This is a genomic window from Streptomyces sp. NPDC028419 (genome assembly GCF_055565515.1).
Window position 1 is genome coordinate 1 of the sequence record NZ_JBVHUE010000046.1, and the last position, 22,243, is coordinate 22,243.

The 22,243-nt window shown below is 74.0% G+C and carries 20 protein-coding genes; 9 read left to right on the forward strand and 11 right to left on the reverse strand.

Annotated elements, in window-relative coordinates; genetic code table 11:
* Positions 1-128: 128 nt before the first annotated feature.
* Genes ACZ4UB_RS35445 through ACZ4UB_RS35455 form a run of 3 tightly spaced genes read right to left on the reverse strand, consistent with a single transcriptional unit; the run spans position 129 to position 2,908 of the window.
* Entirely contained in the window at positions 129-869 is a 741-nt protein-coding gene (locus tag ACZ4UB_RS35445) for an SseB family protein (RefSeq protein ID WP_467963102.1), read from the reverse strand.
* A gap of 12 nt (positions 870-881) precedes the next feature.
* A complete protein-coding gene (gene mycP, locus ACZ4UB_RS35450) occupies positions 882-2,117 on the reverse strand; it encodes a type VII secretion-associated serine protease mycosin (protein WP_468076743.1) in 1,236 nt (411 codons plus the stop codon).
* Positions 2,114-2,908: a hypothetical protein gene (locus ACZ4UB_RS35455; protein WP_468076745.1), complete on the reverse strand. Its 795-nt coding sequence runs from the start codon at positions 2,906-2,908 to the stop codon at positions 2,114-2,116. Before ACZ4UB_RS35455 ends, mycP begins: the two co-directional genes overlap by 4 nt.
* Before the next feature lie 541 nt (positions 2,909-3,449).
* On the opposite strand from ACZ4UB_RS35455, the gene ACZ4UB_RS35460 reads away from it, so the two are divergent.
* A complete protein-coding gene (locus ACZ4UB_RS35460; RefSeq protein ID WP_468076747.1) occupies positions 3,450-4,652 on the forward strand; it encodes an amino acid deaminase/aldolase in 1,203 nt (400 codons plus the stop codon).
* A gap of 3 nt (positions 4,653-4,655) precedes the next feature.
* On the opposite strand, the gene ACZ4UB_RS35465 is transcribed toward ACZ4UB_RS35460, so the two are convergent.
* The 4 genes from ACZ4UB_RS35465 to ACZ4UB_RS35480 form a co-directional block, all read right to left on the reverse strand.
* Complete coding sequence (locus ACZ4UB_RS35465) at positions 4,656-5,960, reverse strand: haloacid dehalogenase-like hydrolase (RefSeq protein ID WP_468076749.1); 1,305 nt, start codon at positions 5,958-5,960, stop codon at positions 4,656-4,658.
* Positions 5,961-6,092: 132 nt separating this feature from the next.
* Positions 6,093-6,899 carry a 3-oxoacyl-ACP reductase gene (locus ACZ4UB_RS35470; RefSeq protein WP_468076751.1) on the reverse strand — a complete coding sequence of 269 codons (807 nt, stop codon included), beginning with the start codon at positions 6,897-6,899 and terminating at the stop codon, positions 6,093-6,095.
* Between the two features lie 5 nt (positions 6,900-6,904).
* Complete coding sequence (locus ACZ4UB_RS35475; protein WP_468076753.1) at positions 6,905-8,272, reverse strand: aldehyde dehydrogenase family protein; 1,368 nt, start codon at positions 8,270-8,272, stop codon at positions 6,905-6,907.
* 67 nt (positions 8,273-8,339) lie between these two features.
* Entirely contained in the window at positions 8,340-9,722 is a 1,383-nt protein-coding gene (locus ACZ4UB_RS35480; protein WP_354382660.1) for a glutamine synthetase family protein, read from the reverse strand.
* A 77-nt stretch (positions 9,723-9,799) separates the two neighbouring features.
* Here ACZ4UB_RS35480 and ACZ4UB_RS35485 point away from each other — a divergent pair, with 77 nt between their 5' ends.
* From ACZ4UB_RS35485 to ACZ4UB_RS35495, 3 genes are all read left to right on the forward strand, one after another.
* Positions 9,800-10,558 (forward strand): FadR/GntR family transcriptional regulator, encoded by a 759-nt coding sequence (locus ACZ4UB_RS35485; RefSeq protein WP_468076755.1) that lies wholly within the window; start codon positions 9,800-9,802, stop codon positions 10,556-10,558.
* 124 nt (positions 10,559-10,682) lie between these two features.
* Positions 10,683-12,191, forward strand: coding sequence for an ethanolamine permease (gene eat / locus ACZ4UB_RS35490; protein ID WP_468076757.1), 1,509 nt, complete (start codon positions 10,683-10,685; stop codon positions 12,189-12,191).
* A gap of 57 nt (positions 12,192-12,248) precedes the next feature.
* Positions 12,249-12,956, forward strand: coding sequence for a gamma-glutamyl-gamma-aminobutyrate hydrolase family protein (locus ACZ4UB_RS35495; protein WP_354382663.1), 708 nt, complete (start codon positions 12,249-12,251; stop codon positions 12,954-12,956).
* A gap of 225 nt (positions 12,957-13,181) precedes the next feature.
* On the opposite strand, the gene ACZ4UB_RS35500 is transcribed toward ACZ4UB_RS35495, so the two are convergent.
* Positions 13,182-14,129 (reverse strand): LysR family transcriptional regulator, encoded by a 948-nt coding sequence (locus tag ACZ4UB_RS35500; protein WP_468076759.1) that lies wholly within the window; start codon positions 14,127-14,129, stop codon positions 13,182-13,184.
* A 70-nt stretch (positions 14,130-14,199) separates the two neighbouring features.
* Between ACZ4UB_RS35500 and ACZ4UB_RS35505 the strand changes: the two genes are divergently transcribed.
* Positions 14,200-15,357 carry a TDT family transporter gene (locus tag ACZ4UB_RS35505; protein WP_354382665.1) on the forward strand — a complete coding sequence of 386 codons (1,158 nt, stop codon included), beginning with the start codon at positions 14,200-14,202 and terminating at the stop codon, positions 15,355-15,357.
* Here ACZ4UB_RS35505 and ACZ4UB_RS35510 read toward each other — a convergent pair.
* Both ACZ4UB_RS35510 and ACZ4UB_RS35515 read right to left on the reverse strand, forming a co-directional pair.
* The gene (locus ACZ4UB_RS35510) at positions 15,354-16,073 is read right to left on the reverse strand and encodes a helical backbone metal receptor (protein ID WP_468076762.1); all 720 of its coding nucleotides are present in this window, start codon (positions 16,071-16,073) and stop codon (positions 15,354-15,356) included. The two genes, ACZ4UB_RS35505 and ACZ4UB_RS35510, sit on opposite strands and share 4 nt — an antisense overlap.
* Before the next feature lie 5 nt (positions 16,074-16,078).
* A complete protein-coding gene (locus tag ACZ4UB_RS35515; protein WP_354383646.1) occupies positions 16,079-16,672 on the reverse strand; it encodes a helix-turn-helix domain-containing protein in 594 nt (197 codons plus the stop codon).
* Between the two features lie 234 nt (positions 16,673-16,906).
* On the opposite strand from ACZ4UB_RS35515, the gene ACZ4UB_RS35520 reads away from it, so the two are divergent.
* The 4 genes from ACZ4UB_RS35520 (at position 16,907) to ACZ4UB_RS35535 (ending at position 21,527) form a co-directional block, all read left to right on the forward strand.
* Positions 16,907-17,812, forward strand: a complete 906-nt coding sequence (locus ACZ4UB_RS35520) for a 5'-3' exonuclease (protein ID WP_468076802.1) — start codon at positions 16,907-16,909, stop codon at positions 17,810-17,812.
* Positions 17,813-17,873: 61 nt separating this feature from the next.
* Positions 17,874-18,701 carry a siderophore-interacting protein gene (locus tag ACZ4UB_RS35525; RefSeq protein WP_468076764.1) on the forward strand — a complete coding sequence of 276 codons (828 nt, stop codon included), beginning with the start codon at positions 17,874-17,876 and terminating at the stop codon, positions 18,699-18,701.
* Positions 18,702-18,937: 236 nt separating this feature from the next.
* Entirely contained in the window at positions 18,938-20,530 is a 1,593-nt protein-coding gene (locus tag ACZ4UB_RS35530; protein WP_468076766.1) for a serine hydrolase, read from the forward strand.
* Between the two features lie 28 nt (positions 20,531-20,558).
* The gene (locus tag ACZ4UB_RS35535; RefSeq protein ID WP_468076768.1) at positions 20,559-21,527 is read left to right on the forward strand and encodes a pseudouridine synthase; all 969 of its coding nucleotides are present in this window, start codon (positions 20,559-20,561) and stop codon (positions 21,525-21,527) included.
* Here the strand turns inward: ACZ4UB_RS35535 and ACZ4UB_RS35540 are convergent.
* Complete coding sequence (locus ACZ4UB_RS35540; protein ID WP_468076770.1) at positions 21,482-22,183, reverse strand: TetR/AcrR family transcriptional regulator; 702 nt, start codon at positions 22,181-22,183, stop codon at positions 21,482-21,484. The genes ACZ4UB_RS35535 and ACZ4UB_RS35540 overlap by 46 nt on opposite strands.
* Positions 22,184-22,243: the final 60 nt, after the last annotated feature.

Genomic DNA, 22,243 nt, shown 5'->3' on the forward strand with positions numbered 1-22,243 from the left:
CCCCCCCCCCCTCCCCCCCCCCCCCCCCCCCCCCCCCCCCCCCCCCCCCCCCCCCCCCCCCCCCCCCCCCCCCCCCCCCCCCCCCCCCCCCCCCCGGGACCGTTCGCGTTCCGCTCGCGGGCGCGTTCTCAGTCCCGGACGAAGAGGAGCTCTCCGGGAGCCGCCGCGTCCGCGGGCAGCAGGGCCAGGTCCAGTCCGCGCACCAGGCGGGCCCGCAGGGTCTCGTCGGCCGCCAGCGCCTCGGCGAGCTCCCGGGCGCTGCCCGCCGGGTCGGCGCCGTCGGCCAGCACCACGGCGAGGGTGCCGTCCGCGTCGGCGCCGGCCGGGCCGAGGTAGGACCGTACGACGCTCCGGGTCGCGACCACGGCCGCCCGTACGGCCGCGGTGACCGCCGGGTCGGCGAGCGGGTCGGCGTCGGTGCGACCCTCGGCCGCCGCGAGCAGCGCCGGGCCGGTCAGCTGGTAGGGCACCGGGCCCGCGAGGTCCAGGACGAGGGTGTCGGCCTTCTCGTGCGCGAGCGCCGCCAGTGCCTGGTGGAGCGGGACGGCCACGGGCCGGGCCGCCGGGTCCCACAGGGCCAGCGAGGCGATCGAGGTGAAGGCGGGCAACGCCCGCCGGTCGCCCGCCTTGAGGGTGGGGACGGCCATGTCGCTGGTCTTCTCGCGCTTCAGGCCCGTCTCCGGGTCGGTCTCGACCTCGCCGAGCACGGCGACGACCGGGACCAGGAGGCGCGCGTCCTTGAGGGCCGCCAGCACCTGTGGCTCCTGCGCTCTGTCCTGGGCCCACGCGGCCAGGGCCGCGCTCAGCCGGGGATCGGCGGTGCCGTCGTCGTCGGAGAAACCGGGGTCTGGAATGTTCTTCTGGGCCACAGTTACCCGACCCTATATCGCGGTGCGGTGCTCTTCGTCCGGCCGGCGCCGCCGGACCAGCACGCCCGCCAGCACGAGCAGCGCCACCCCCGCGCCCGCCGCGACCGGCGTCGCGTACCGGCCGCGGCGCGCGGGGGGACGTACGGGCTCGGGTCCGGGGCCGAAGTAGCGGCTCGTGGCCGGGACCGGGGTCGGGGTGATGGAGTCCGCCGTGAGCGCGTCGGCGGCCTGGAGGGCGGCGACCGGGTCGACCAGACCGTGCCCGCGGGCGTCGTCGCGGCCGCCGCGAGGGGCGTCGGAGGCGGTGTCCTCCAGCAGCTTCTTGATCTGCGCGGGGGCCAGCTCCGGGTGGGCGGAGCGGACGAGCGCCACCACGCCCGAGACGGACGCGGCGGCCGCGCTGGTGCCCCACCCCTCGTAGTAGCCGCGGTCCGGGTCGGCGATGACGATGTCGACCCCGGGGGCGCTGACGGTGGCGTACCAGTTGCGGGTGGAGAAGGGGGCCTTGGCGCCCTTGCGGTCCACGGCGGTGACGGCGATCACGCCGGGGTAGGCGGCCGGGTAGGAGGTGTGGTCGCCCTGTTCGCCGCCGTTGCCGGCCGAGGCGACCACGACCACGCCCTTGGCCAGGGCGTACTGCACGGCCTCGTCCTCGGCGGCCTCGTGGTGGGCGGACTGGCTGTCGTCGCCCAGGGACATGTTGATCACGTCGGCGCCGTGGTCGGCGGCCCAGCGGATCCCCTCGGCGAGGGCGCCGCCCTTGCTCTCGCGGGCCTTGGCCCGGCCCGGGTCGCCCTCCTCCAGGATCACCCGGACCGGCAGGATCCTGGCCTGCGGCGCGATGCCGAGGACGCCCTGCTGGCGGTTGGGGCCGTGGCCGTGCCCGGCGATCACCCCCGCCATGGCGGTGCCGTGCCGGGCCCAGGCGCGCTCGCCGCGGGAGGCGCCCATGCCGACGAGGTCGGTGCCTTCGAGGACCTGGCCGGCCAGGTCGGGGTGGGTCGCGTCGACGCCGGTGTCGAGCACGGCGACGGTGATCCCGTGGCCCTGGGTGGTGCCCCAGGCCTCCTCCGCGCGCAGGGCGGTGAGGTTCCACTGGCGGTCGCGGATGGCGTCGGCGGCGGCGGGCGGGGCGGCGAGGGCCGCGCAGGCGAGGGCGAGGGCGGCGCAGACCGCGGCGGAGCGGAGCGCGGGGTGGGGCGCGGGGTGGGGCGCGGGGTGGGGCGCGGGGTGGGGCCGGCGGGTCATCGGGACGGCTCCGGTTTCGCCGTGGGGGTGGGCGGGGCGGCCAGGGCGCGCAGGGCGCGCTCGATCCGGTCGGCGACGCCCTTGGCCTCGTAGCCGAGGCCGGCCTGGGCGACGGCGCTGGTGTCGTCCTTCTTCACCGCGTCGGCGGCCGGGCGCGGCGCGGCGACCGGGCGGCCGTCCGCGAAGGCGGAGACGGAGTAGAGGACGACGGGCGCCTCGGGCAGGACCGACACCGTCCAGGCGCCGCGCTGCCCGTCGGCGAACCCGTAGCCGGAGGGGACCGGCAGGTGGCCCTTGAGCGCCGCCATCGCGGGGCCGTCGGCCGTGGTGAAGACCATGCCGACGGAGATCAGGGCGCTGCGGGTGGCGTCGGTGTAGGTGGCGCGCAGCACGCGGGTGCAGCCGGTGGGGGCGAGCGGGGCCCGCCAGGTGGTGGGGAGCGCGGTGGCGCACGTCGCGTCGGGGGCGAGGGCGACCCGGGTCCAGGTCCGGTCGGAACCGCCGGGGCCGGCGCCGCGGCCGTCGAGGGTCGGGGGGAAGAGGGTGTCGATCGGGGTCTCGCGCCAGAGCGAGGCCGCCGTGCGGTGGGCGGCGGCGGGGGTGACGGGGCGCTGGCGGGCGTGGTGGTCGGACCAGACGCCGAAGGCGGCGCCGCCGATGAGGGCGAGGCCGGCGGCGGTGGCGATCACTGCGGCCGCGGTGCGGGCCGGGTGGGCCGGGTGGGCCGGGCGGGTTTCGGTGCCGGGGCCCGGGTCCGTGGGCGGGGCGGTGTGTTGGTCAGACATGGTCATCCGGCGGCTCCGCCCCCGTTCCGTACCGTGCCGTGCCTGCGGTTGCCTGCCCGTACTCTACGACGCCCACCCCTCCCCACCCCCAACCACCGGGCGGACTCAACCAGCCCCGCCCCTGCGCCCTCAAACGCCGGGCAGGCTCAATCGGCCCCATCCAGCCCCGCCGGCGCTTGAGGCGAATCGGTGACGCACACCCGACCCAGCGGACACCCGCACCCCCAGCCCCACCCGCCCCATCCAGCCCCGCCGGCGCTTGAGGCGAATCGGTGACGCGCACCCGACCCAGCGGACACCCGCACCCCCAGCCCCACCCGCCCCATCCAGCCCCGCCGGCGCTTGAGGCGGATCGGTGACGCGCGCCCGACCCGGCGGACACCCGCACCCCCAGCCCCACCCGCCCCATCCAGCCCCGCCGGCGCTTGAGGCGGATCGGTGACGCGCGCACGGGCCTGCGGGGACCGGGACCCCCCAGCCGCGCCGGCGTTTGAGGCGGGTGCCGGAGGGCCTACCCACCGGTAGAGCGGCATGGCAAGCTGCGCCCATGACTTCCCCCGCCGCCGATCGGGCCCGCTACGACCGGGCCACCGCCCACCTCGACGCACCGCTGGCCATCGTGGACCTGGACGCCTTCGACGCCAACGCCGACGACCTCGTGCGCCGGGCCGGCGGGAAGCCGATCCGGGTGGCGAGCAAGTCCGTCCGCTGCCGGACCCTGCTCGAACGGGTCCTGGCCCGGCCCGGGTTCGCCGGAATCATGTCCTACACCCTCGCGGAGTCCCTCTGGCTGGCCCGGTCCGGCTTCGAGGACGTCCTGCTCGCCTACCCCTCCGCCGACCGCACCGGCTTCGCCGAGCTCGCCTCGGACCCCAAGCTCGCCCGCGCCGTCACCGTGATGGTGGACGACCCGGCGCAGCTGGAGCTGATCGACCACGCCCGCGGCGGCGGGTCCGAGGAGATCCGGGTCTGCCTCGAACTGGACACCGCACTGCACCTGTTGGGCGGCCTCGTCCGGGTCGGCGCCCGCCGCTCCCCGCTGCGCGACCCGGCCCAGCTGGCCGCACTGGCCCGCGCCGTCACCGCCCGGCCGGGCTTCCGGGTGGTCGGGCTGATGGGGTACGAGGGTCATGTGGCGGGCGTGGGCGACTCCCTGACGGGCCGTCCGCTGCGCTCCCGGGCGATCCGCCTGATGCAGGCGACGGCCCGCAAGGAGCTGGCGGTCCGGCGCGCGGAGACCGTACGGGCGGTGCGCGAGGTCGTCGGGGAGCTGGAGTTCGTCAACGGCGGCGGCACCGGCAGCGTGCAGCAGACGGCGGCCGAACACGCGGTCACCGAGATCGCCGCCGGATCGGGCCTGTACGTGCCGCGCCTGTTCGACAACTACACCTCCTTCCGCGGGCGTCCGGCGGCCCTCTTCGCCCAGCCGGTCGTCCGGCGGCCGGGCGTGGGCGTGATCACCGTGCTGGGCGGCGGCTATCCGGCCTCCGGCGCGGCGGGCGCCGACCGGCTGCCGCAGCCGTACCTGCCCCAGGGCCTGCGCTACGACCCGCAGGAGGGCGCCGGCGAGGTGCAGACCCCGCTGCTCGGTGCCCCCGCGGACGACCTGCGGATCGGTGACCGGGTGTGGTTCCGGCACGCGAAGGCCGGGGAGCTGTGCGAGCGCTTCGACGCGCTGCACCTGGTCGAGGGCGACCGGGTGACGGCCACCGCCCCGACGTACCGGGGCGAGGGCCGCACCTTCCTCTAACGCTCAGAAGACCGAGTCCGTCTGGTCCGGGACGACGCTGGCATCACCGCGCAGCACCGGGCCGGGCGTTCCGTCGTGCCCGGTGAAGCCCGTGGTCGCGCAGGGGTAGGGGGCGGCCTTCTGCTTCTTCGGCTCGATGAACATCGGGTTGACGATCCAGCGGCCGTCGCTGTTGTCGTACGCCCGGCACATCAGCTCGTTCTTGTTGCGGTTCAGGACGAGGCGCAGCGCGGTCGCGTCGCGCAGGAACGAGACGTCGGTGTCGGAGTCGCCGGCCGCGAAGACCTGGCGGCGGTTGGCGGGCTGGACCTTCTCGGCGGCGGCGCCGCGCACGCCGAAGACCTCCTTGTTGATCCAGCAGCGCTTGCCGTCGACGTACGTGATCATCGTGTCGGCGCCGTCGCGCACCGAGCCGCAGCCCTGGAGGTGCGGGGTGAACTTCCCGTCGTACGACGTGGTGTTGCGGATGCCGATGACGTGGTCGGCGGCCACGCCGACGCCCTTGGCCCACACCTCGACCACCGGCTGCGGCGAGGCGGAGCTGATCCACACGTCGAATCCGGCCTTCTGCAGGCCGCCGATCAGGTCCTTCTGCTGGTCGTAGTAGCGCACCCAGCCGGTGGCGGTGGAGCTGCCGACCCGCTGGGTGGCGCCGACGGGAGCCGCGAGGTTCTCGGTGCGGGCGGCGGCGGCGAAGGAGCGGACCTCGCGGGCGGTGTAGCCCTGGGTCAGCTGGGGCAGCCAGGCATAGGCGGGCTCGATGGTCCGGCGGTCCCAGCCGGCGAAGGCGGCGGCGCCCGCCTTGGTCGCGGCGGTGCCGTAGACGGCGTTGATCTCGTCGGCGCAGCGCGTGCCCGCGGGGGTGCCGTTGCCGGTGGGCAGCGGGGCGCCGGGCCGGGCGAGGGCGCCGCAGGCGTCGGCGAGGGCCTTGGTGGCGGCCGGGGTGAGGTAGCGGCTGGTGGTGCTCCAGTCGCCGCGCGCGGGCTGGCGGATCTTGCCGTTGCGCAGCAGCCAGAACATGGTGGCGTCGCCGACGTCGTTCTTGACGACGGTGTTGTCCCAGTCGAAGACGGCGACGGGCTTGTCGCGGTTCGGGCGGTAAGGGTTGCACCGGCCGTACTGGTCGATCAGCTCCTGGAGGCGCGCCTGGTTGTCGCCGTACCAGCCGGCGCCGACCTTCGGGGTGGCGCAGTGGGCGCCGGGGCGGGCCGCCTGGGCGGCGGGCGCGGCGGCCACGAGGGCGCCGGCGGCTATCGCGACGGCGGCGCCGACGGCCTGCAGCCGCCGTGCGGTGGTGAGGTGGGTCACGGGGGTGGACGCTCCTGATTCTTACGAAGATCGTCGCGGACGACGGAGCACGACAGCCGGGCGTCGTGCGACGCCCGGCTGTCGGGGTGGTGCGGTCCAGGTGAACGCTCGGGGCGGACCTGGGAGGCCGTTCTACAGCGGGGTGACGTACGCGCCCGCGATGCCGCCGTCGACCAGGAAGTCGGTGGCGTTGATGAAGGAGGAGTCGTCGCTGGCGAGGAAGGCGACGGCGGCGGCGATCTCGGTGGGTTCGGCGAAGCGGCCGACCGGGATGTGCACGAGGCGGCGCGCGGCGCGCTCGGGGTCCTTGGCGAACAGCTCCTGGAGGAGCGGGGTGTTGACGGGTCCGGGGCACAGGGCGTTGACGCGGATGCCCTCGCGGGCGAACTGGACGCCCAGCTCGCGGGACATGGCCAGGACGCCGCCCTTGGAGGCGGTGTAGGAGATCTGGGAGGTGGCGGCGCCCATGATCGCGACGAAGGAGGCGGTGTTGATGATGGAGCCGCGGCCCTGGCGCTGCATGTAGGGCAGGGCGGCCTTGCAGCACAGGTAGACGGAGGTCAGGTTGACGTCCTGGACCCGCTTCCACGCCTCCAGCCCGGTGGTCAGGATCGAGTCGTCGTCCGGGGGCGAGATGCCCGCGTTGTTGAAGGCGATGTCGACGGAACCGTAGGTGTCGAAGGCGGTCTTGAAGAGGGCCTCGACCTCCTCGGGGCTGGTGACGTCGACCTTCACGAAGGTGCCGCCGACCTCTTCGGCGGCGGCCTTGCCGGCCGTTTCGTCGATGTCGCCGCAGACGACGTTGGCGCCCTCGGAGGCGAGGCGGCGGGCGGTGGCGAGGCCGATGCCGCTGCCGGCTCCGGTGATGACGGCGGTACGGCCGACCAGGCGGCGGCAGACGATCTCTTCGGTGGTCCGGTCGGTGTTCTGGGCGGTCATGTGGCTCAGGCCTCCGTGCTGATGAAGACGTTCTTGGTCTCGGTGAATGCGGTGAGGGCGTCGGGTCCGAGTTCGCGGCCGAGGCCGGACTGCTTGTACCCGCCGAAGGGGGTCCAGTAGCGGACGCTGCTGTGGGAGTTGACGGAGAGGTTGCCCGCGGCGACGGCGCGCGAGACGCGCAGGGCGCGGCCCACGTCGCGGGTCCAGAGCGAGCCGGAGAGCCCGTACTCGGTGGCGTTGGCCAGCCGGACGGCGTCCTCCTCGTCCTCGAAGGGCAGGACGACGGCGACCGGCCCGAAGACCTCCTCGGCAGCGACGGGGGCGGTGGGGTCGGCCCCGGTGACGAGGGTGGGCGGGTACCAGAAGCCGGGTCCTTCGGGGGCGGTGCCGCGGACCGCGGTGAGGTCGTCGGTGACATAGGACCGTACGCGCTCCAGCTGGGCCCGCGAGATCAGCGGACCCATCTGGGTCTTCTCGTCGGCCGGGTCGCCGACGACCACGCCCTCGATCCCGGGGGTGATCAGGTCGAGGAAGCGGTCGTACACGGAGCGCTGGACCAGGATGCGGGTGCGGGCGCAGCAGTCCTGGCCGGTGTTGTCGAGGAAGGCCATCGGGGCCGCGGCCGCGGCGGCTTCGAGGTCGGCGTCGGCGAAGACGATGTTGGGGCTCTTGCCGCCGAGTTCGAGGGTGATCCGCTTCACCCGTTCGGCGCACTTGGCCATGATCTGCTTGCCGACCCCGGTGGAGCCGGTGAAGACGATCTTCGCGACTCCGGGGTGTTCGACGAGGGCGTCGCCCGCGACCGGTCCGCGACCGGGCAGCACCTGGAAGAGGTGCTCGGGCAGACCCGCTTCCAGGGCGAGGGAGGCCAGCCGCAGTGCGGTGAGGGGGGTGGTCTCGGCGGGCTTGAGGATCACGGCGTTGCCCGCGGCGAGGGCGGGCGCCAGGCCCCAGGCGGCGATCGGCATGGGGAAGTTCCAGGGGGCGATCACGCCGATGACGCCGAGGGGTTCGAGGAAGGTGACGTCGAGGCCGCCGGCCACCGGGATCTGCCGGCCCGCGAGCCGTTCCACTCCCCCGGCGGCGAATTCGAGGAGGTCGCGCACGTTGCCCGCTTCCCAGCGGGCGTTGCCGATGGTGTGGCCGGCCTCGCGCACCTCCAGCCAGGCCAGTTCCTCGCGGTGCTCGTCCACGGCGGCGGCGAAGCGGCGCAGCAGCCGGGCCCGGTCGGCGGGTGCGGCGGCGGCCCAGCCGCGCTGGGCCGCGGCGGCCCGTACGACGGCGGCGTCGACGTCGTCCCGTGTGGCGGCCGGGACGGTGGCGACGACCTCCTCGGTGGCCGGGTTCAGTACGTCCAGCGCATCGGATGACACGTGGTGCCTCTCAGTCGTTCGCTCGGTGGGTGGTGCGCCCGGGCGGTGGCCGGCCCGGGCAGCGGGATTACAGGCGCTCGAAGGAGCGGCGCAGCTCCCAGTCGGTCACGGCGGAGTCGTAGGCGTCGAGTTCGACCCGGGCCATGTTCCGGTAGTGGGCGACGACTTCGGGGCCGAAGGCCGCCTTGGCGATCTCGCTGTTCTCCCACAGCTCGGCCGCCTCCCGCAGGGTGGTGGGGACGTGCGCGTAGTCGCCGGTGTAGGCGTTGCCCGCGCAGGCCTCGGGCAGCTCCAGCCGGTTCTCGATGCCGTAGAGACCGGCCGCGACCAGGCCCGCCACGGCCAGGTACTGGTTGACGTCGCCGCCCGGGAGGCGGTTCTCGAAGCGCATGGAGCGGCCGTGGCCGACCACCCGCAGGGCACAGGTGCGGTTGTCCACGCCCCAGGCGACGGCGGTCGGCGCGAAGGATCCCGGCCGGAAACGCTTGTACGAGTTGATGTTGGGGGCGTAGAGAAGGGAGAAGTCGCGCAGCGCGGCCAGCTGGCCGGCCAGGAAGTGACGCATCACCGGTGACATGCCGCCGTGTGCGCCGCCCTCCTCGCCCGCTTCGCCCGCCATCACGTTGCGCCCGTCGGCGTCGTTGAGCGAGAGGTGGATGTGACAGGAGTTGCCCTCGCGCTCGTCGTACTTGGCCATGAAGGTGAGCGAGACGCCTTCCTGGGAGGCGATCTCCTTCGCCCCGGTCTTGTAGACCGCGTGCTGGTCGCAGGTGACCACGGCCTCGTCGTAGCGGAAGGCGATCTCGTGCTGCCCGAGGTTGCACTCGCCCTTGGCCGACTCGACGACCAGGCCCGCGGCCTGCATCTCGTTGCGGATGCGGCGCAGCAGCGGCTCGATCCGGCCGGTGCCGAGGACGGAGTAGTCGATGTTGTACTGGTTGGCCGGGGTCAGGCCGCGGTAGTTGGCGTCCCAGGCCTGCTCGTAGGTGTCCTGGAAGACCATGAACTCCAGCTCGGTGCCCACCATCGCGGTGTACCCGAGCCCGGCGAGGCGCTCCAGCTGGCGCCGCAGGATCTGGCGGGGCGCGGCGACGACGGGCGAGCCGTCGTTCCAGGCGAGGTCCGCGAGGACCAGCGCGCTGCCCGGGTTCCAGGGGATGCGGCGCAGGGTGGACAGGTCGGGGTGCATGGCGAAGTCGCCGTAGCCCCGGTCCCAGGAGGACATCTCGTAGCCGTCGACCGTGTTCATGTCGGTGTCGACGGCGAGCAGGTAGTTGCAGCCCTCGGTGCCGTGGGACATGACCTCGTCGAGGAAGAACTGCGCGGCGAACCGCTTGCCCTGGAGTCGCCCCTGCATATCGGGGAAGGCCAGGACCACTGTGTCGATCTCGCCGTCGGCGACGAGGGAGCGGAGCTCCTCGGGCGCGAGCGGCGGCATGCGGTCTACCACGGGAATCTCTCCTTCGGTGAGCCGAGGAGGCCTAAGGTATTGAATAGAACCATTGCTTGGGAAGGGGAGGGGCCGATATGACGAACAACGCGGCGGGCGGCGCGGGTGACGGTGGGGCGATCGCGCGGCTGAATCCCGTGCTGCGCCAGGTGCGGGCGGGCAACGGTTTCGAGGAGGCCCTGGAGCAGATCCTCCAGGTGGTCCGCCTCGGTCTGGTGCCGGGCGGCGAACGGTTGCCCCCGGAGCGCGAGTTGGCCGAGCGGATGGGGATCAGCCGGGTCACCCTGCGCGAGGTGCTGAAGGTCCTCCAGGACCAGGGCCTGGTGGAGGCGCGGCGCGGGCGCTACGGCGGCACCTTCGTGCTCCACCGCCCCGACACCCCCGTCGGCGCCACCGAGGAGGAGCTGCGCCGGCGCGTCGCGGGCGTGGACATCGAGGACGTGCTGCGCTTCCGCGAGGTGCTGGAGACCGGCGCGGCCGGGCTGTGCGCCGCGCAGGGGCTGGACGGGATACGGGCGGACCGGCTGCGCGGGGCGCTCGCCGCGACCCACGACGCCCCGCTCGCGGACTACCGGCGCCAGGACACCCTCTTCCACCTCACCCTGTGCGAACTGGCCGGCTCCGCCACCCTGACGGCCCAGTACGCGGCCGTCCGGGCCACCGTCAACGACCTGTTGGACTGCATCCCGCTGCTGGTCCGCAATCTGGAGCACTCGCAGCAGCAGCACACCGCCCTGGTGGAATCGGTCCTGGAGGGGGACGCGGAGGCGGCGCGCGAGGTGATGCGGGAGCACTGCGGGGGGACGGCGGCGCTGCTGCGCGGTTTCCTGGCGTGAGCGGGGTCGGATCCGGGGTCGCGGAGGTTTTCGTAACCACCGTTTAACGCAGGGGTCTTGCGCCCGCCACTCCCGAACGGCAAAGGTACGGCCCACAACCATTGCCCTAGGCAGGAGCGCGCACATGGCCGACGACATCGAGGCCCGGCTGACGAAGGCCGTGCCCGGACCCACCCCGTCCCCCGAGGGCGGACCCGAGGGCGGAGCCGACGGGGGGTCCGAGGGCGGGAACGACTACCTGGAGCGCCGCACCCTGCGCCGCGGCAGCGCCGGCTGGCTGCTGCTGACCGGCCTCGGCGTCGCCTACGTCGTCTCCGGGGACTTCTCCGGATGGAACGTCGGCCTGAGCAAGGGCGGCTTCGGCGGCCTCGCCATCGCGACCGTCCTCATGGGCGCCATGTACGCCTGTCTGGTCTTCTCCCTCGCCGAACTCTCCACCATCCTGCCCACCGCGGGCGGCGGCTACGGCTTCGCCCGGCGCGCGCTCGGTCCCTGGGGCGGCTTCCTCACCGGTACCGCCATCCTCATCGAGTACATCCTGGCTCCGGCCGCGATCGTCATCTTCATCGGCGACTACGTCGAGTCCCTCGGCCTCTTCGGCCTCACCTCCAGCTGGCCGGTCTACCTCGGCTGCTTCGTCATCTTCATCGGGGTGCACCTCTGGGGCGTGGGCGAGGCCCTGCGCTTCAGCCTCGTCGTCACCGCCGTCGCCGTCGCCGCCCTGCTGATCTTCGCCGTCGGCGCCTTCACCGACTTCTCCGTCAGCGGCCTCGACGACATCGCCGTCGACGCGAGCGCGGCGGGTTCGGGCTCCTGGCTGCCCTACGGCGTCCTGGGCATCTGGGCCGCGTTCCCCTTCGGCATGTGGTTCTTCCTCGGCGTGGAGGGCGTGCCGCTCGCGGCCGAGGAGGCCAAGGACCCGGTCCGCTCCATGCCGAAGGCGCTCGCCATCTCCATGGGCATCCTGGCTCTCCTGGCCCTGATCACCTTCTTCGCCGCGACCGGCGCGCAGGGCGCGGACGCGGTCAAGGACGCGGGCAACCCGCTGGTCGTCGCCCTGGAGGGCACCGGCGGCCCGACCCCGCTGAGCCGCTTCGTCAACTACGCGGGCCTGGCCGGGCTCGTGGCCTCCTTCTTCTCCCTCATCTACGCCGGTTCGCGCCAGCTCTTCGCGCTCTCCCGCGCGGGCTACCTGCCCCGCTTCCTGTCCCTGACCAGCAGCCGCAAGGCGCCCTACCTGGGGCTGGTCATCCCCGGTGCGATCGGCTTCGCGCTGGCCGCGGCCACCGGGGACGGGGCCCGGATGCTCAACATCGCCGTCTTCGGCGCCACCATCTCCTACGCCCTGATGGCCCTGTCCCACATCGTGCTGCGCCGCCGCGAGCCGAACCTGGAGCGGCCGTACCGCACTCCGGGCGGGATGGTCACCTCGACGGTGGCCTTCGTACTGGCCCTGTCGGCCCTGGTCGCCACCTTCCTGGTGGACAAGGACGCCGCATTCATCGCACTCGCCGTGTACGCCGTCGCCCTCGCCTACTTCGCGTTCTACAGTCGGCACCACCTGGTGGCCTCGGCGCCCGAGGAGGAGTTCGCGGCTCTGGCGGCAGCCGAGGCGGAACTGACCCGGGACTGACACGCTCGTCCCGTCCACCACCACCGCCCGTCGTTCCACCCGCTGGAGGTATGCACCGTGCCCAGGCCGCTCATCGGCATCACCACCTATGTGGAGGCGTCCACCCGCTACGGCGCGTGGGACCTCCCGACCGCCCTCGTGCCCACCGGCTACTACGAGTTGGTCCAGGCGTCCGGCGGCAGCGCGGTGCTGCTCCCGCCGGACGATCCCGGGCAGGCGGCCGCGGTCCTGAGCCGACTGGACGGCCTGGTCGTGGCGGGCGGCCCGGATGTGGACCCGGTCCACTACGGAGCCCCCCGCGACCCCCGTACGGGCGCCCCCGCGACCGTGCGCGACGCCTGGGAGCTGGCCCTGATCCGGGCCGCCCTGGACGCGGGCACCCCGCTGCTGGGGATCTGCCGGGGCATGCAGGCGCTGAACGTGGCCCTGGGCGGCACGCTGGTCCAGCACATCGACGGGCACGCGGGGGAACCGGGTCCGGTGGACTGGCACCCGGTGCGGCCGGTGGCGGGGACGCGCTACGCGTCGCTCGTACCGGAGGTGGCGGAGGTACCGACCTACCACCACCAGTGCGTGGACCGGCTCGGGCGCGGCCTGATCGCCTCGGCGCACGCGCTGGACGGGACGGTCGAGGCCATCGAACTCCCGACGGCCGACGCCTCCTGGGCCCTGGGCGTCCAGTGGCACCCCGAGCGCGACAAGGACACCCGCGTGATGTCAGCCCTCATCACCGCCGCCACCCGCGTCCCAGCCACCCTCCCGTAGCCACCCCCGCCCCGCCCTCCGGGGGCGCCTCAAACGCCGGCGGGGCTGGATCTTCCACCCCGGCCCACAATCCAGCCCCGCCGGCGTTTGAGGCGCCGCCGGAGGCACCACCACCGGCGCGGCCGCGTCTTCCAGCCCCGCCGGCGATCGGGCCGGACCTCCCAGCCCCGCCGGCGTTTGAGGCGCCGCCGGAGGCACCGCCACCGGCGGACGCCCCCGGCCCCGTCACGCAGGCGTCGACCGCGTCAGCGACAACAGGTCCCGGGCCGGCCCCGCGGGCCGGGTCCCCGCCGGCCAGACGGCCCGCAACGACCGCCCCAGCGACGCCCCCGCCACCACCACCGCCACCAACCTCCGCCCGGCCAACTCGTCCCGCACCGCCAACTCCGACAGCACGCACGGCCCCGCCCCACTGATCGCCGCCGCCTTCACCGCCGTCGTCGAGGCGAGTTCCAGCAGCGGCTGCGCCAACCCCCCGCATCCGGCCAGCGCGGCGTCCAGCACCTGCCGCGTCCCCGACCCGCGCTCCCGCAGGATCAGCGGGGTCGTGGCCAGCTCGGCGGGAGTCACCTCCCCCGACCGCCGCCGCGCCCACGGATGCACCGGCGCCACCGCCACCACCAGCCGGTCCTGCGCGATGACCACCGAGTCCAGCCCGTCCGGCACGGCCGGCCCCTCGACGAAGCCGAGGTCCGCCTCCCGCGCCAGCACCCGCTCCGCCACCAGCGCCGAGTTGTCCGCCTGGAGGGACACCGCCGTCCCCGGCCGCTCCGCGCGCAGCGCGATCAGCCAGCCCGGCAGCAGGTACTCCGCGATCGTCATGCTGGCCGCCACCCGCAGCCGCGAGTCCCGCGCCCCCCGCAGCGCCTGGGCCCCCGCGTCGAAGGCCTCGGCCGCCTCCACGATCCGCCGCGCCCAGTCGGTGACCAGCGCGCCCTGCGCGGTCAGCGTGGAGCCGCGCGGCGTACGGTCCACCAGCGCCACCCCCAGCCGGGCCTCCATGGCCCGGATCCGGCTGCTCGCCGCGGGCTGGGTGATCCCCACCTCCCGCGCGGCGCCGCCGAGGCTGCCGACCCGCGCCACCGCGATCAGCAGTTCGAGCGCGCCCAGGTCGGGCACCCGGTGCGAGAGCGGAACCGTGTGCCCGGCAGATCCGTGGCCAGCGTCAGTCATAAGGTCAGTTTATGGCCTCATAGGAAGGTGGGTTCTGCCGACCACCCCTCCTCGGGCGCACGCTGGATCCATGGCCACCACCGCACACCACCGCCCCACCGCCCGCCGGGCCCACGAAGCCCTGGGCACCCGGCCCTCCGGCACCGCCGCCCCCCGGCGCCCGTTCCCGGTCCTGCGCCACCTCGGCCCGAACTGGTACGCCTCGATCATGGGCACGGCGATCATCGCCAACGCCGGCGCGACCCTCCCCCACCAGCTCCCGGGCCAGCGCGTGGCCTGCCAGGCCGTCTGGGCGCTGTCGGCGGCCCTCCTGCTCGTTCTGCTCGCCGCCCGCGCCGGACACTGGCTGCACCACCGCGACCAGGCCCGCGCCCACCTGCTCGACCCCACGGTGGCCCCCTTCTACGGGTGCCTCTCGATGGCCCTGCTGGCCGTCGGCGGCGGCACCCTCATCGTCGGCAAGGACCTCATCGGAGTCACCGCCGCCGTGGCCGTGGACACGGTGCTGTTCTCCGCGGGCACCTTGATCGGTCTGCTCGCCGCCGCCGGAATCCCCTACCTCATGGTCGTCCGCCACAAGGTGGAGGCCGAGCAGGCCACCCCCGTCTGGCTGCTCCCCGTCGTCGCCCCCATGGTCTCCGCCGCACTGGGTCCCCTGCTGATCCCCCACCTGGCCGCCGGGCAGGCCCGCGAGGCCATGCTGCTCGCCTGCTACGCCATGTTCGGGATCAGCCTGCTCGCCACCCTGCTGATGCTCCCCCTGGTCTTCGGCCGGCTGATCGTGAGCGGCCCCCTGCCCCTGGCCCTCACCCCCACCCTCTTCCTGGTCCTCGGGCCCCTCGGCCAGTCCACCACCGCCGTGAACTCGCTCGCGGACATGGCGCCCCGGTCGATAGCCGCCCCCTACGCCGACGGGTTCGCCGCCTTCGCCGTGGTCTACGGGGTTCCCGTGATGGGGTTCGCCCTGCTGTGGCTGGCCCTGGCCGCCGCGATGCTGGTGCGGGCCGCCCGGCGCGGCATGGGGTTCGCGATGACCTGGTGGGCGCTGACCTTCCCCGTCGGCACCTGCGTCACCGGAGCCGCCGGACTGGCCCGCCACACCGGCCTCACCGCCTTCGGCTGGCTGGCCACCGCCCTGTTCGTGGCCCTCGTCATCGCCTGGCTGGCGGCCGCCGCGAACACCCTGCGCGGCCTGTACACCGGCCGCCTCCTGGCCGCGCCCCGCTAGGGCCGCAGGGCTGCCGCCAGCACCGCCGGAGCCTCGGCCAGCGAGGGCCCGTACCAGGTCAGGTGCCGGCCGCTGACGAGGGCGGCGGGCAGGTCGGGAAAGGCCTCCGGACCGTCCACGGGCGTGAAGCGGTACGGCTCGTCCGGGAACACGACGAGATCGCAACCCGCCGCGGCCAGCTCGGCCGCCGGGATCCTCGGGTACCGCTCGGCGTGGCCGGCGTAGACGTTGCGCACCCCCAGGCGGGCCAGCAGGTCGCCCGCGAAGGTGTCCCGGCCCAGCACCATCCAGGGCCGCCGCCACACCGGTACGAAGGCGCTCCGGGCGCCCACCGGCTCCACCCGCCGCCACGCGGCCCCGGCGTCCGCCAGCCAGCCGGGCCGGGCCAGCCCCAGGGCGTCGACGAACAGCCCTTCGAGCTCCCGCAGCGCCTGAGGCAGGTCACGGATCTCGGTGACCAGCACCCGCAGCCCGGCCGCGCGCAGGGCGTCGAGGTCCGGGAGCCGGTTCTCCTCCTCGTTGGCGACGACCAGGTCCGGGCGCAGCTCCACGACGGCCCGCACGTCCGGGTTCTTCGTACCGCCGATCCGCACCGCGGCGCCGAGGTCCGCCGGGTGCGTGCACCAATCGGTGACCCCCACCAGCAGCCCCGGCGCGCTCACCGCGACCGCCTCGGTCAGGGAGGGCACCAGGGAGACGACCCGCGGCCCCCGCACGCCGGTCAGTGCTCCGGCGAAGGGGGCTCGGAGGTGGCGTGGATGTGGTCCCCGACGGCGACGACGAGGAGCTTGGTCTCCTCGGTCATGGCCCGCCAGCGGTGCCGCACCCCACCCGAGAGGAACAGCGCGTCGCCGCACTCCAGCCGGTACGCGCGCCCCTCGGCCTCGACCTGGCAGGACCCGGAGACCACGTACATCAGCTCGTCGTTGCGGTGCTGGTACTCGCGGCCCGCGTCCCGGTCCCCGGTGAACTCCAGGGCGTGCAGCTGGTGGTGCCCGCGCACCAAGGGACGTACGCCCGGAGCCGGTTCGAGGCCCTGCTCGTCGGCGGCGCTGACCAGGTCGACCGTGCGCGCCGTGTCGGACGCGGCCAGCAGTTCGACGGCCGTGGTCTCCAGCGCGTCCGCGACCCGTTCGAGGGAGCGCATGCTGGGCCGGGCCCGTTCGTTCTCTATCTGGCTCAGGAACGGCACCGAGAGTCCGCTGCGCGCCGAGACGGCGGCGAGGGTGAGTCGCAGCGCGCGGCGCCGCTTGCGCACGGCCACGCCCACCCGCAGCGGTTCCTTGGTGTCTCTTTCCTTTTCCTTGTCGTCCATGGCGGGGCTGCCCTCCCCTTGTCCGTCGCACATGGGTGTGCTGTAAGCACCTTACGCAGCATCGGCCCCCTGCACCGCTCGCACGGCCCGACCGTATCGGGGCCCCGGCGAATTCCGAGCCGTATTCCAGTGACGGATGGTGGCGTTCCGGTCCGGTCCCGTCGCGGATGGTGACGGAGGTGCGGGAGGGTGTCGGTGGGGTACGGCATCATCGTCAAGGTGACCCGACGCCTGATGCTCCTCGACACCGCTTCCCTGTACTACCGCGCCTACTTCGGCGTTCCGGACTCCGTCCGGGCACCGGACGGGACCCCCGTCAACGCCGTGCGCGGGCTCCTCGACTTCATCGGGCGCCTCGTCCAGGACCACCGGCCGGACGATCTGGTGGCCTGCATGGACGCGGACTGGCGGCCGCACTGGCGGGTGGAGTTGATCCCCTCGTACAAGGCCCACCGCGTCGCCGTGGAGACGGAGACCGGTCCCGACGAGGAGGAGACCCCGGACACCCTCGCCCCGCAGGTCCCGATCATCGAGGCCGCGCTCGACGCCTTCGGCATCGCCCGGGTGGGCGTCGAGGGCTACGAGGCGGACGACGTGATCGGCACCCTCACCGCCCGGGCCACGGGTCCGGTGGACATCGTCACCGGCGACCGGGACCTCTACCAGCTGGTGGACGACGCCCAGGAGCGCCGCGTCCTGTACCCCCTCAAGGGGGTCGGCACCCTCCAGGTCACGGACGAGGCCTGGCTGCGGGAGAAGTACGGGGTGGACGGTCCCGGCTACGCCGACTTGGCATTGTTGCGCGGGGATCCGAGCGACGGCCTGCCGGGCGTGCCCGGAGTGGGTGAGAAGACGGCCGCGAAACTGCTCGACGCCTACGGTGACCTGGCCGGAATCCTCGCGGCGGTCGGCGACCCGGCCTCGAAACTGACCCCGACGCAGCGCAAGCGGCTCGATGAGGCCCGTCCCTACCTCGCCGTGGCCCCCAAGGTGGTCCAGGTGGCCCGTGACGTGCCGCTTCCCCCGTTCGATCCGGCCCTGCCGGCCGCTCCGGCGCACCCCGACGTGCTGGACGCGCTCGGTCACCGGTGGGGCCTGGGAGGCGCGGTTGCGCGCCTCACCAGTGCACTTCGACTCTGAGGTGGTAACTTAGGTAATCCTAAGTTTCAGGGGAAGCAGCACGGGACATCGGGGAGACGCCGTGGCAGAAGGACGTGCACGCAGGATCGCCACCGCCGAGGTGGTCCGGACCGAGCGACTGGGCGCCCACATGGTGCGCGTCATCCTCGGCGGAGAGGGCCTGGCCGCCAGGTTCACGGTCGGGGACTTCACCGACCACTACGTGAAGCTGCTCTTCGCCCCCGAGGGCGTCACCTACGCCGAACCCTGGGACCTGGAGGACATCAGAACCGCGCACCCCCGCGAGGACTGGCCGCGGCAGCGCGCCTACACGGTGCGCGCCTGGGACCCGGCGCACTCGGAGCTGACCATCGACTTCGTCGTCCACGGCGACGAAGGACTGGCGGGCCCGTGGGCGGCGCGCGTCCAGCCCGGCGAAACGGTCCGCTTCCTGGGTCCCGGCGGTGCCTACGGCCCCGACCCGACGGCCGACTGGCACCTGCTGGCCGGCGACGAGAGCGCACTGCCCGCGATCGGCACCACCATGGAGCACATGCCGGTGGGCGCCGAGGTGATCGCCCTGGTGGAGGTCGGCGGCCCGGGGGACGAGCAGAAGATCGCCACCCCGGACGGCATCGTCCCGATCTGGATCCACCGCGGCGACCGCCCGGTGGGCGAGGCCCTGGTCGAGGCCGTCACCTCGCTGCAGTTCCTGCCGGGCCGGGTCCAGGCGTTCGTCCACGGCGAGGCGGGCTTCGTGAAGGAGCTGCGCCGCCACCTGAAGATCGAACGCGGCATCCCGGCCAAGCAGCTGTCCATCTCCGGCTACTGGCGCCTGGGCGAAACGGACGAAGGCTGGCGCGCGATCAAGCGCGACTGGAACGCCCAAGTAGAAGCCGAACAGGGCTAACCCCTCCCCCAACCCCACCATCCAGCCCCGCCGGCGTTTGAGGCGCCCCACCTCCAGCCCCCGCAGGACCCGAGGCGCCCCACAATCCAGCCCCGCCGGCGTTTGAGGCGCCCCCGGAGGGCAGGACGACCCGCACCCGGCGTCGAACCGGCCTGCCGGCCCCACCCAGCGGGCCGCGGGCCGGCCGGCGGCCGGGCGAACGGGCGGCCCCGCACCCCCCGCAGGACAATGGCCCCATGCGCAGCTCACGCCCCCGCGCCCGAACCCTCGGCGCCGCAGGAGCCGCCCTGCTCCTGACCACGACCCTCACGGCCGCCGCCACGGCCACGGCCACGGCCACCGCCACCACCGGCCCCCCACCGCCGAAGCCCACCCTCACCGACGCCCAGGTCGACAAGGCCGTCGCCGGCCTCGACGCGACCATCACCGCCCTGATGCGCCGCACCGGCGTCCCCGGCGTCTCCGTCGCCGTGGTCCGCCACGACAAGGTCGTCTACCTCAAGGGATTCGGCGTCCGCAGAACCGGCGATCCCGCGAAGGTCGACCCCGACACCGTCTTCCAGATCGCCTCGCTCTCCAAGCCGGTCTCCTCGACGGTCGTCGCGGGCGCCCTCGCCGACCCGGCCGACTGGGACCGCCCCGTGGAGCTGCCCGGCTTCGCGCTGAAGGACCCCTGGGTCACGGACCACGTCACCACCGCCGACCTCTTCTCCCACCGCAGCGGCCTGCCCGACCACGCCGGAGACCTCCTCGAAGACCTCGGCTACGACCAGAGCTACATCCTCGGCCACCTCCGCGAGGAGCCCCTCGCCCCCTTCCGCGCGAGCTACGCCTACACCAACTTCGGCCTGACGGCCGCCGCCGAGGCCGTCGCCCGCGCCAAGGGCGTCAGCTGGGAGAAGCTCAGCCAGGACACCCTCTTCAAGCCGGCCGGGATGACCCGCACCTCGACCACCTTCAAGGGCTTCCAGGACGCCACGGACCGCGCCGCGACGCACGTCAAGAACGCCGACGGCAGCTGGAGCCCGCGCTACGTCCGCGACCCCGACGCACAGGCCGCCGCCGGCGGGGTGAGTTCCACCGCCCGCGACCTGAGCCGTTGGCTCCGGCTCCAACTCTCCGGCGGCACCCTCGACGGCCACCGGATCGTTCCGGCCGCCACCCTGGCCCGGACCCACCTGCCCGAGATCGTCTCCTCGCCGCCCGCCACCCCCACCGGGCGCGCCGGCTTCTACGGGCTGGGCTGGAACGTGTCCTACGACGACGCGGGCCGCCTGCGCCTCGGCCACTCCGGCGCCTTCGCCCTCGGCGCCAACACCAACGTCACGATGCTGCCCCTGGAACAGCTGGCCATCGTCGTCCTCACCAACGGCGCGCCCGTGGGCATGGCCGACGCCGCCGCCTTCGACTTCTTCGACACCGCCGAGCACGGCAGGCCCACCACCGACTGGCTGGACCTCTTCGCCTCGGTCTACGCCCAGTCGGAGGAGGCCCCGCGCTCCCCCACCGACTACGCCCACCCGCCCACGGGAGCCAAGCCCGCCCGCGGGGACGGCGCGTACACCGGCACCTACGAGAGCCCCTACTACGGCAGGCTCACCGTGAGCGCCGAAGCCGGCGCCCCGCCCGGCGCGGGCCTGACGCTCTCGCTCGGCCCGAAGCCGCTGCGCTTCGCGCTGACCCACTACGACGGCGACACCTTCAGCTTCGAGACCGCCGGCGAGAACGCGGCCGGCCGTACCGGGGTGACCTTCACCGACGGCAAGGTCCGCGTCGAGTACCTGGACGCCGGGCCGGGACACCTGGGGACCTTCACCCGCGCCGGATGACGCCGCCGGGCCGCATACGCTGGTCCCGATGAGAAGCAGAGCCCAGCCCCCCACCCCGTTGCCCCAGCTCGAAGGCATCGACCCCGTTCGGCTGCTGATGCACCGGGACACCCCGTACCCCACCATCGGCGCCTTCCTCGAAGCCCACTACGCGGGCACGGCCGGCGCCGAGCCGATGGCGCGACTGCTGCGCGCGGGCCGGGTGTACGGCTCCGACGGGCGGCCCCGCCGCGCGGACGACCCGTACGAGCGGGACGCCTTCCTGTGGTTCCACCGCGACCTGCCCGCGGAGCACCCGGCGCCCGCCGTGCCCCGCGTCCTGTACCGGGACGCGCACCTGCTCGTCGTGGACAAGCCGCACTTCCTGGCCACCACCCCGCGCGGCAGCCACGTCACGCAGACCGCGCTCGCCCTGCTGCGCCACCGCCTGGAGCTGCCCGCGCTCAGCCCGGCGCACCGGCTGGACCGGCTGACGGCGGGGCTGCTCATGTTCAGCGTCCGGCCCGAGGACCGCGGGGCCTACCAACTCCTCTTCCAGGACCGGCGCGTGCACAAGGAGTACGAGGCCGTCGCGCCCTACGACCCCGCGCTCGACCTGCCCCGCACCGTGCGCAGCCGGATCGAGAAGACCCGCGGGACGATGGCCGCGATCCAGGTCCCGGGCGGCGAGCCCAATGCCGAGACCCGCATCGAGCTCATCGAGCACCGCGGCGCCCTGGGGCGCTACCGGCTGACCCCGCACACCGGGCGCACCCACCAGCTCCGCGTCCACTTGAACGGCCTGGGCGCCCCGATCCTGGGCGACCCCGTCTACCCGGAGGTCGGCGACCCGGCCCCCGACGACTACCGCCGCCCGCTGCAACTCCTGGCCCGCGTCCTGTCGTTCACCGACCCGGTCACCGGGCTCGCGCACCGCTTCGAGAGCGCGCGCACGCTGGGGGCCTGGGAGGACTACGAGGCCTGGGCGGCCGGGGTCCCGGAGGGACCGGGGGCCTGAGGGCCCAGCGGCACGCCCGCGATCCGTAGGGCCGCGTCCGCCGTGGCCGTCGCGAGGGACTCGACGGGTCGGCCGGGATCGGAGCGGTGGATGAGCATCACGCCCTCCACCAGCCCGAAGACCAGGTCGTTGCGCAGGGCCAACCCCGCCGCGTCGCGCGCCAGTTCGGCGCCCGCGTCCGTACCGCGCAGCAACACGCGGTAGGACTCGCGCAGTTCGGCGCGCATCTGACGGAAGCGGGCGAACCGCTCACCACAGCCGACCTCGGGCAGCAGGTAGAGCGCGCCCAGGTTGTGCGGCCCGCCGCACAACTGCATGACGTCGGAGCGGCACAGCTCCCACAGCCTGCGCTCGGCGCTCAGGTCCGCGGCGGCGAGCAGCCGCCTGGCCAGGACCAGCGAGGGAGCCACCGTGGACTCCAGGAGTTCGGCGAGGAGTTCTTCCTTGCCGCCGAAGTAGTGGTACATCGTCGCCTGGCGCATACCGGCCAGTTCGGCCACTGCCCGTGTGGTGGTGGCCGCGTACCCGCGGACGGTGAACAGCTCCGCCGCCGCGCCGAGGAGTTCCTCGCGCGGCGGCCGCCCGCTGTCCGGTCTTCGCTGATCGGCACGTGGCCGACCGACCCGTCTCGCTCCTTCGCCCACTGCCCCACTCATGCGCAGATCGTCGCACAGCGCCCGGAGAAAGGATCATGGCAAGAGATCAGATCCGGCCAT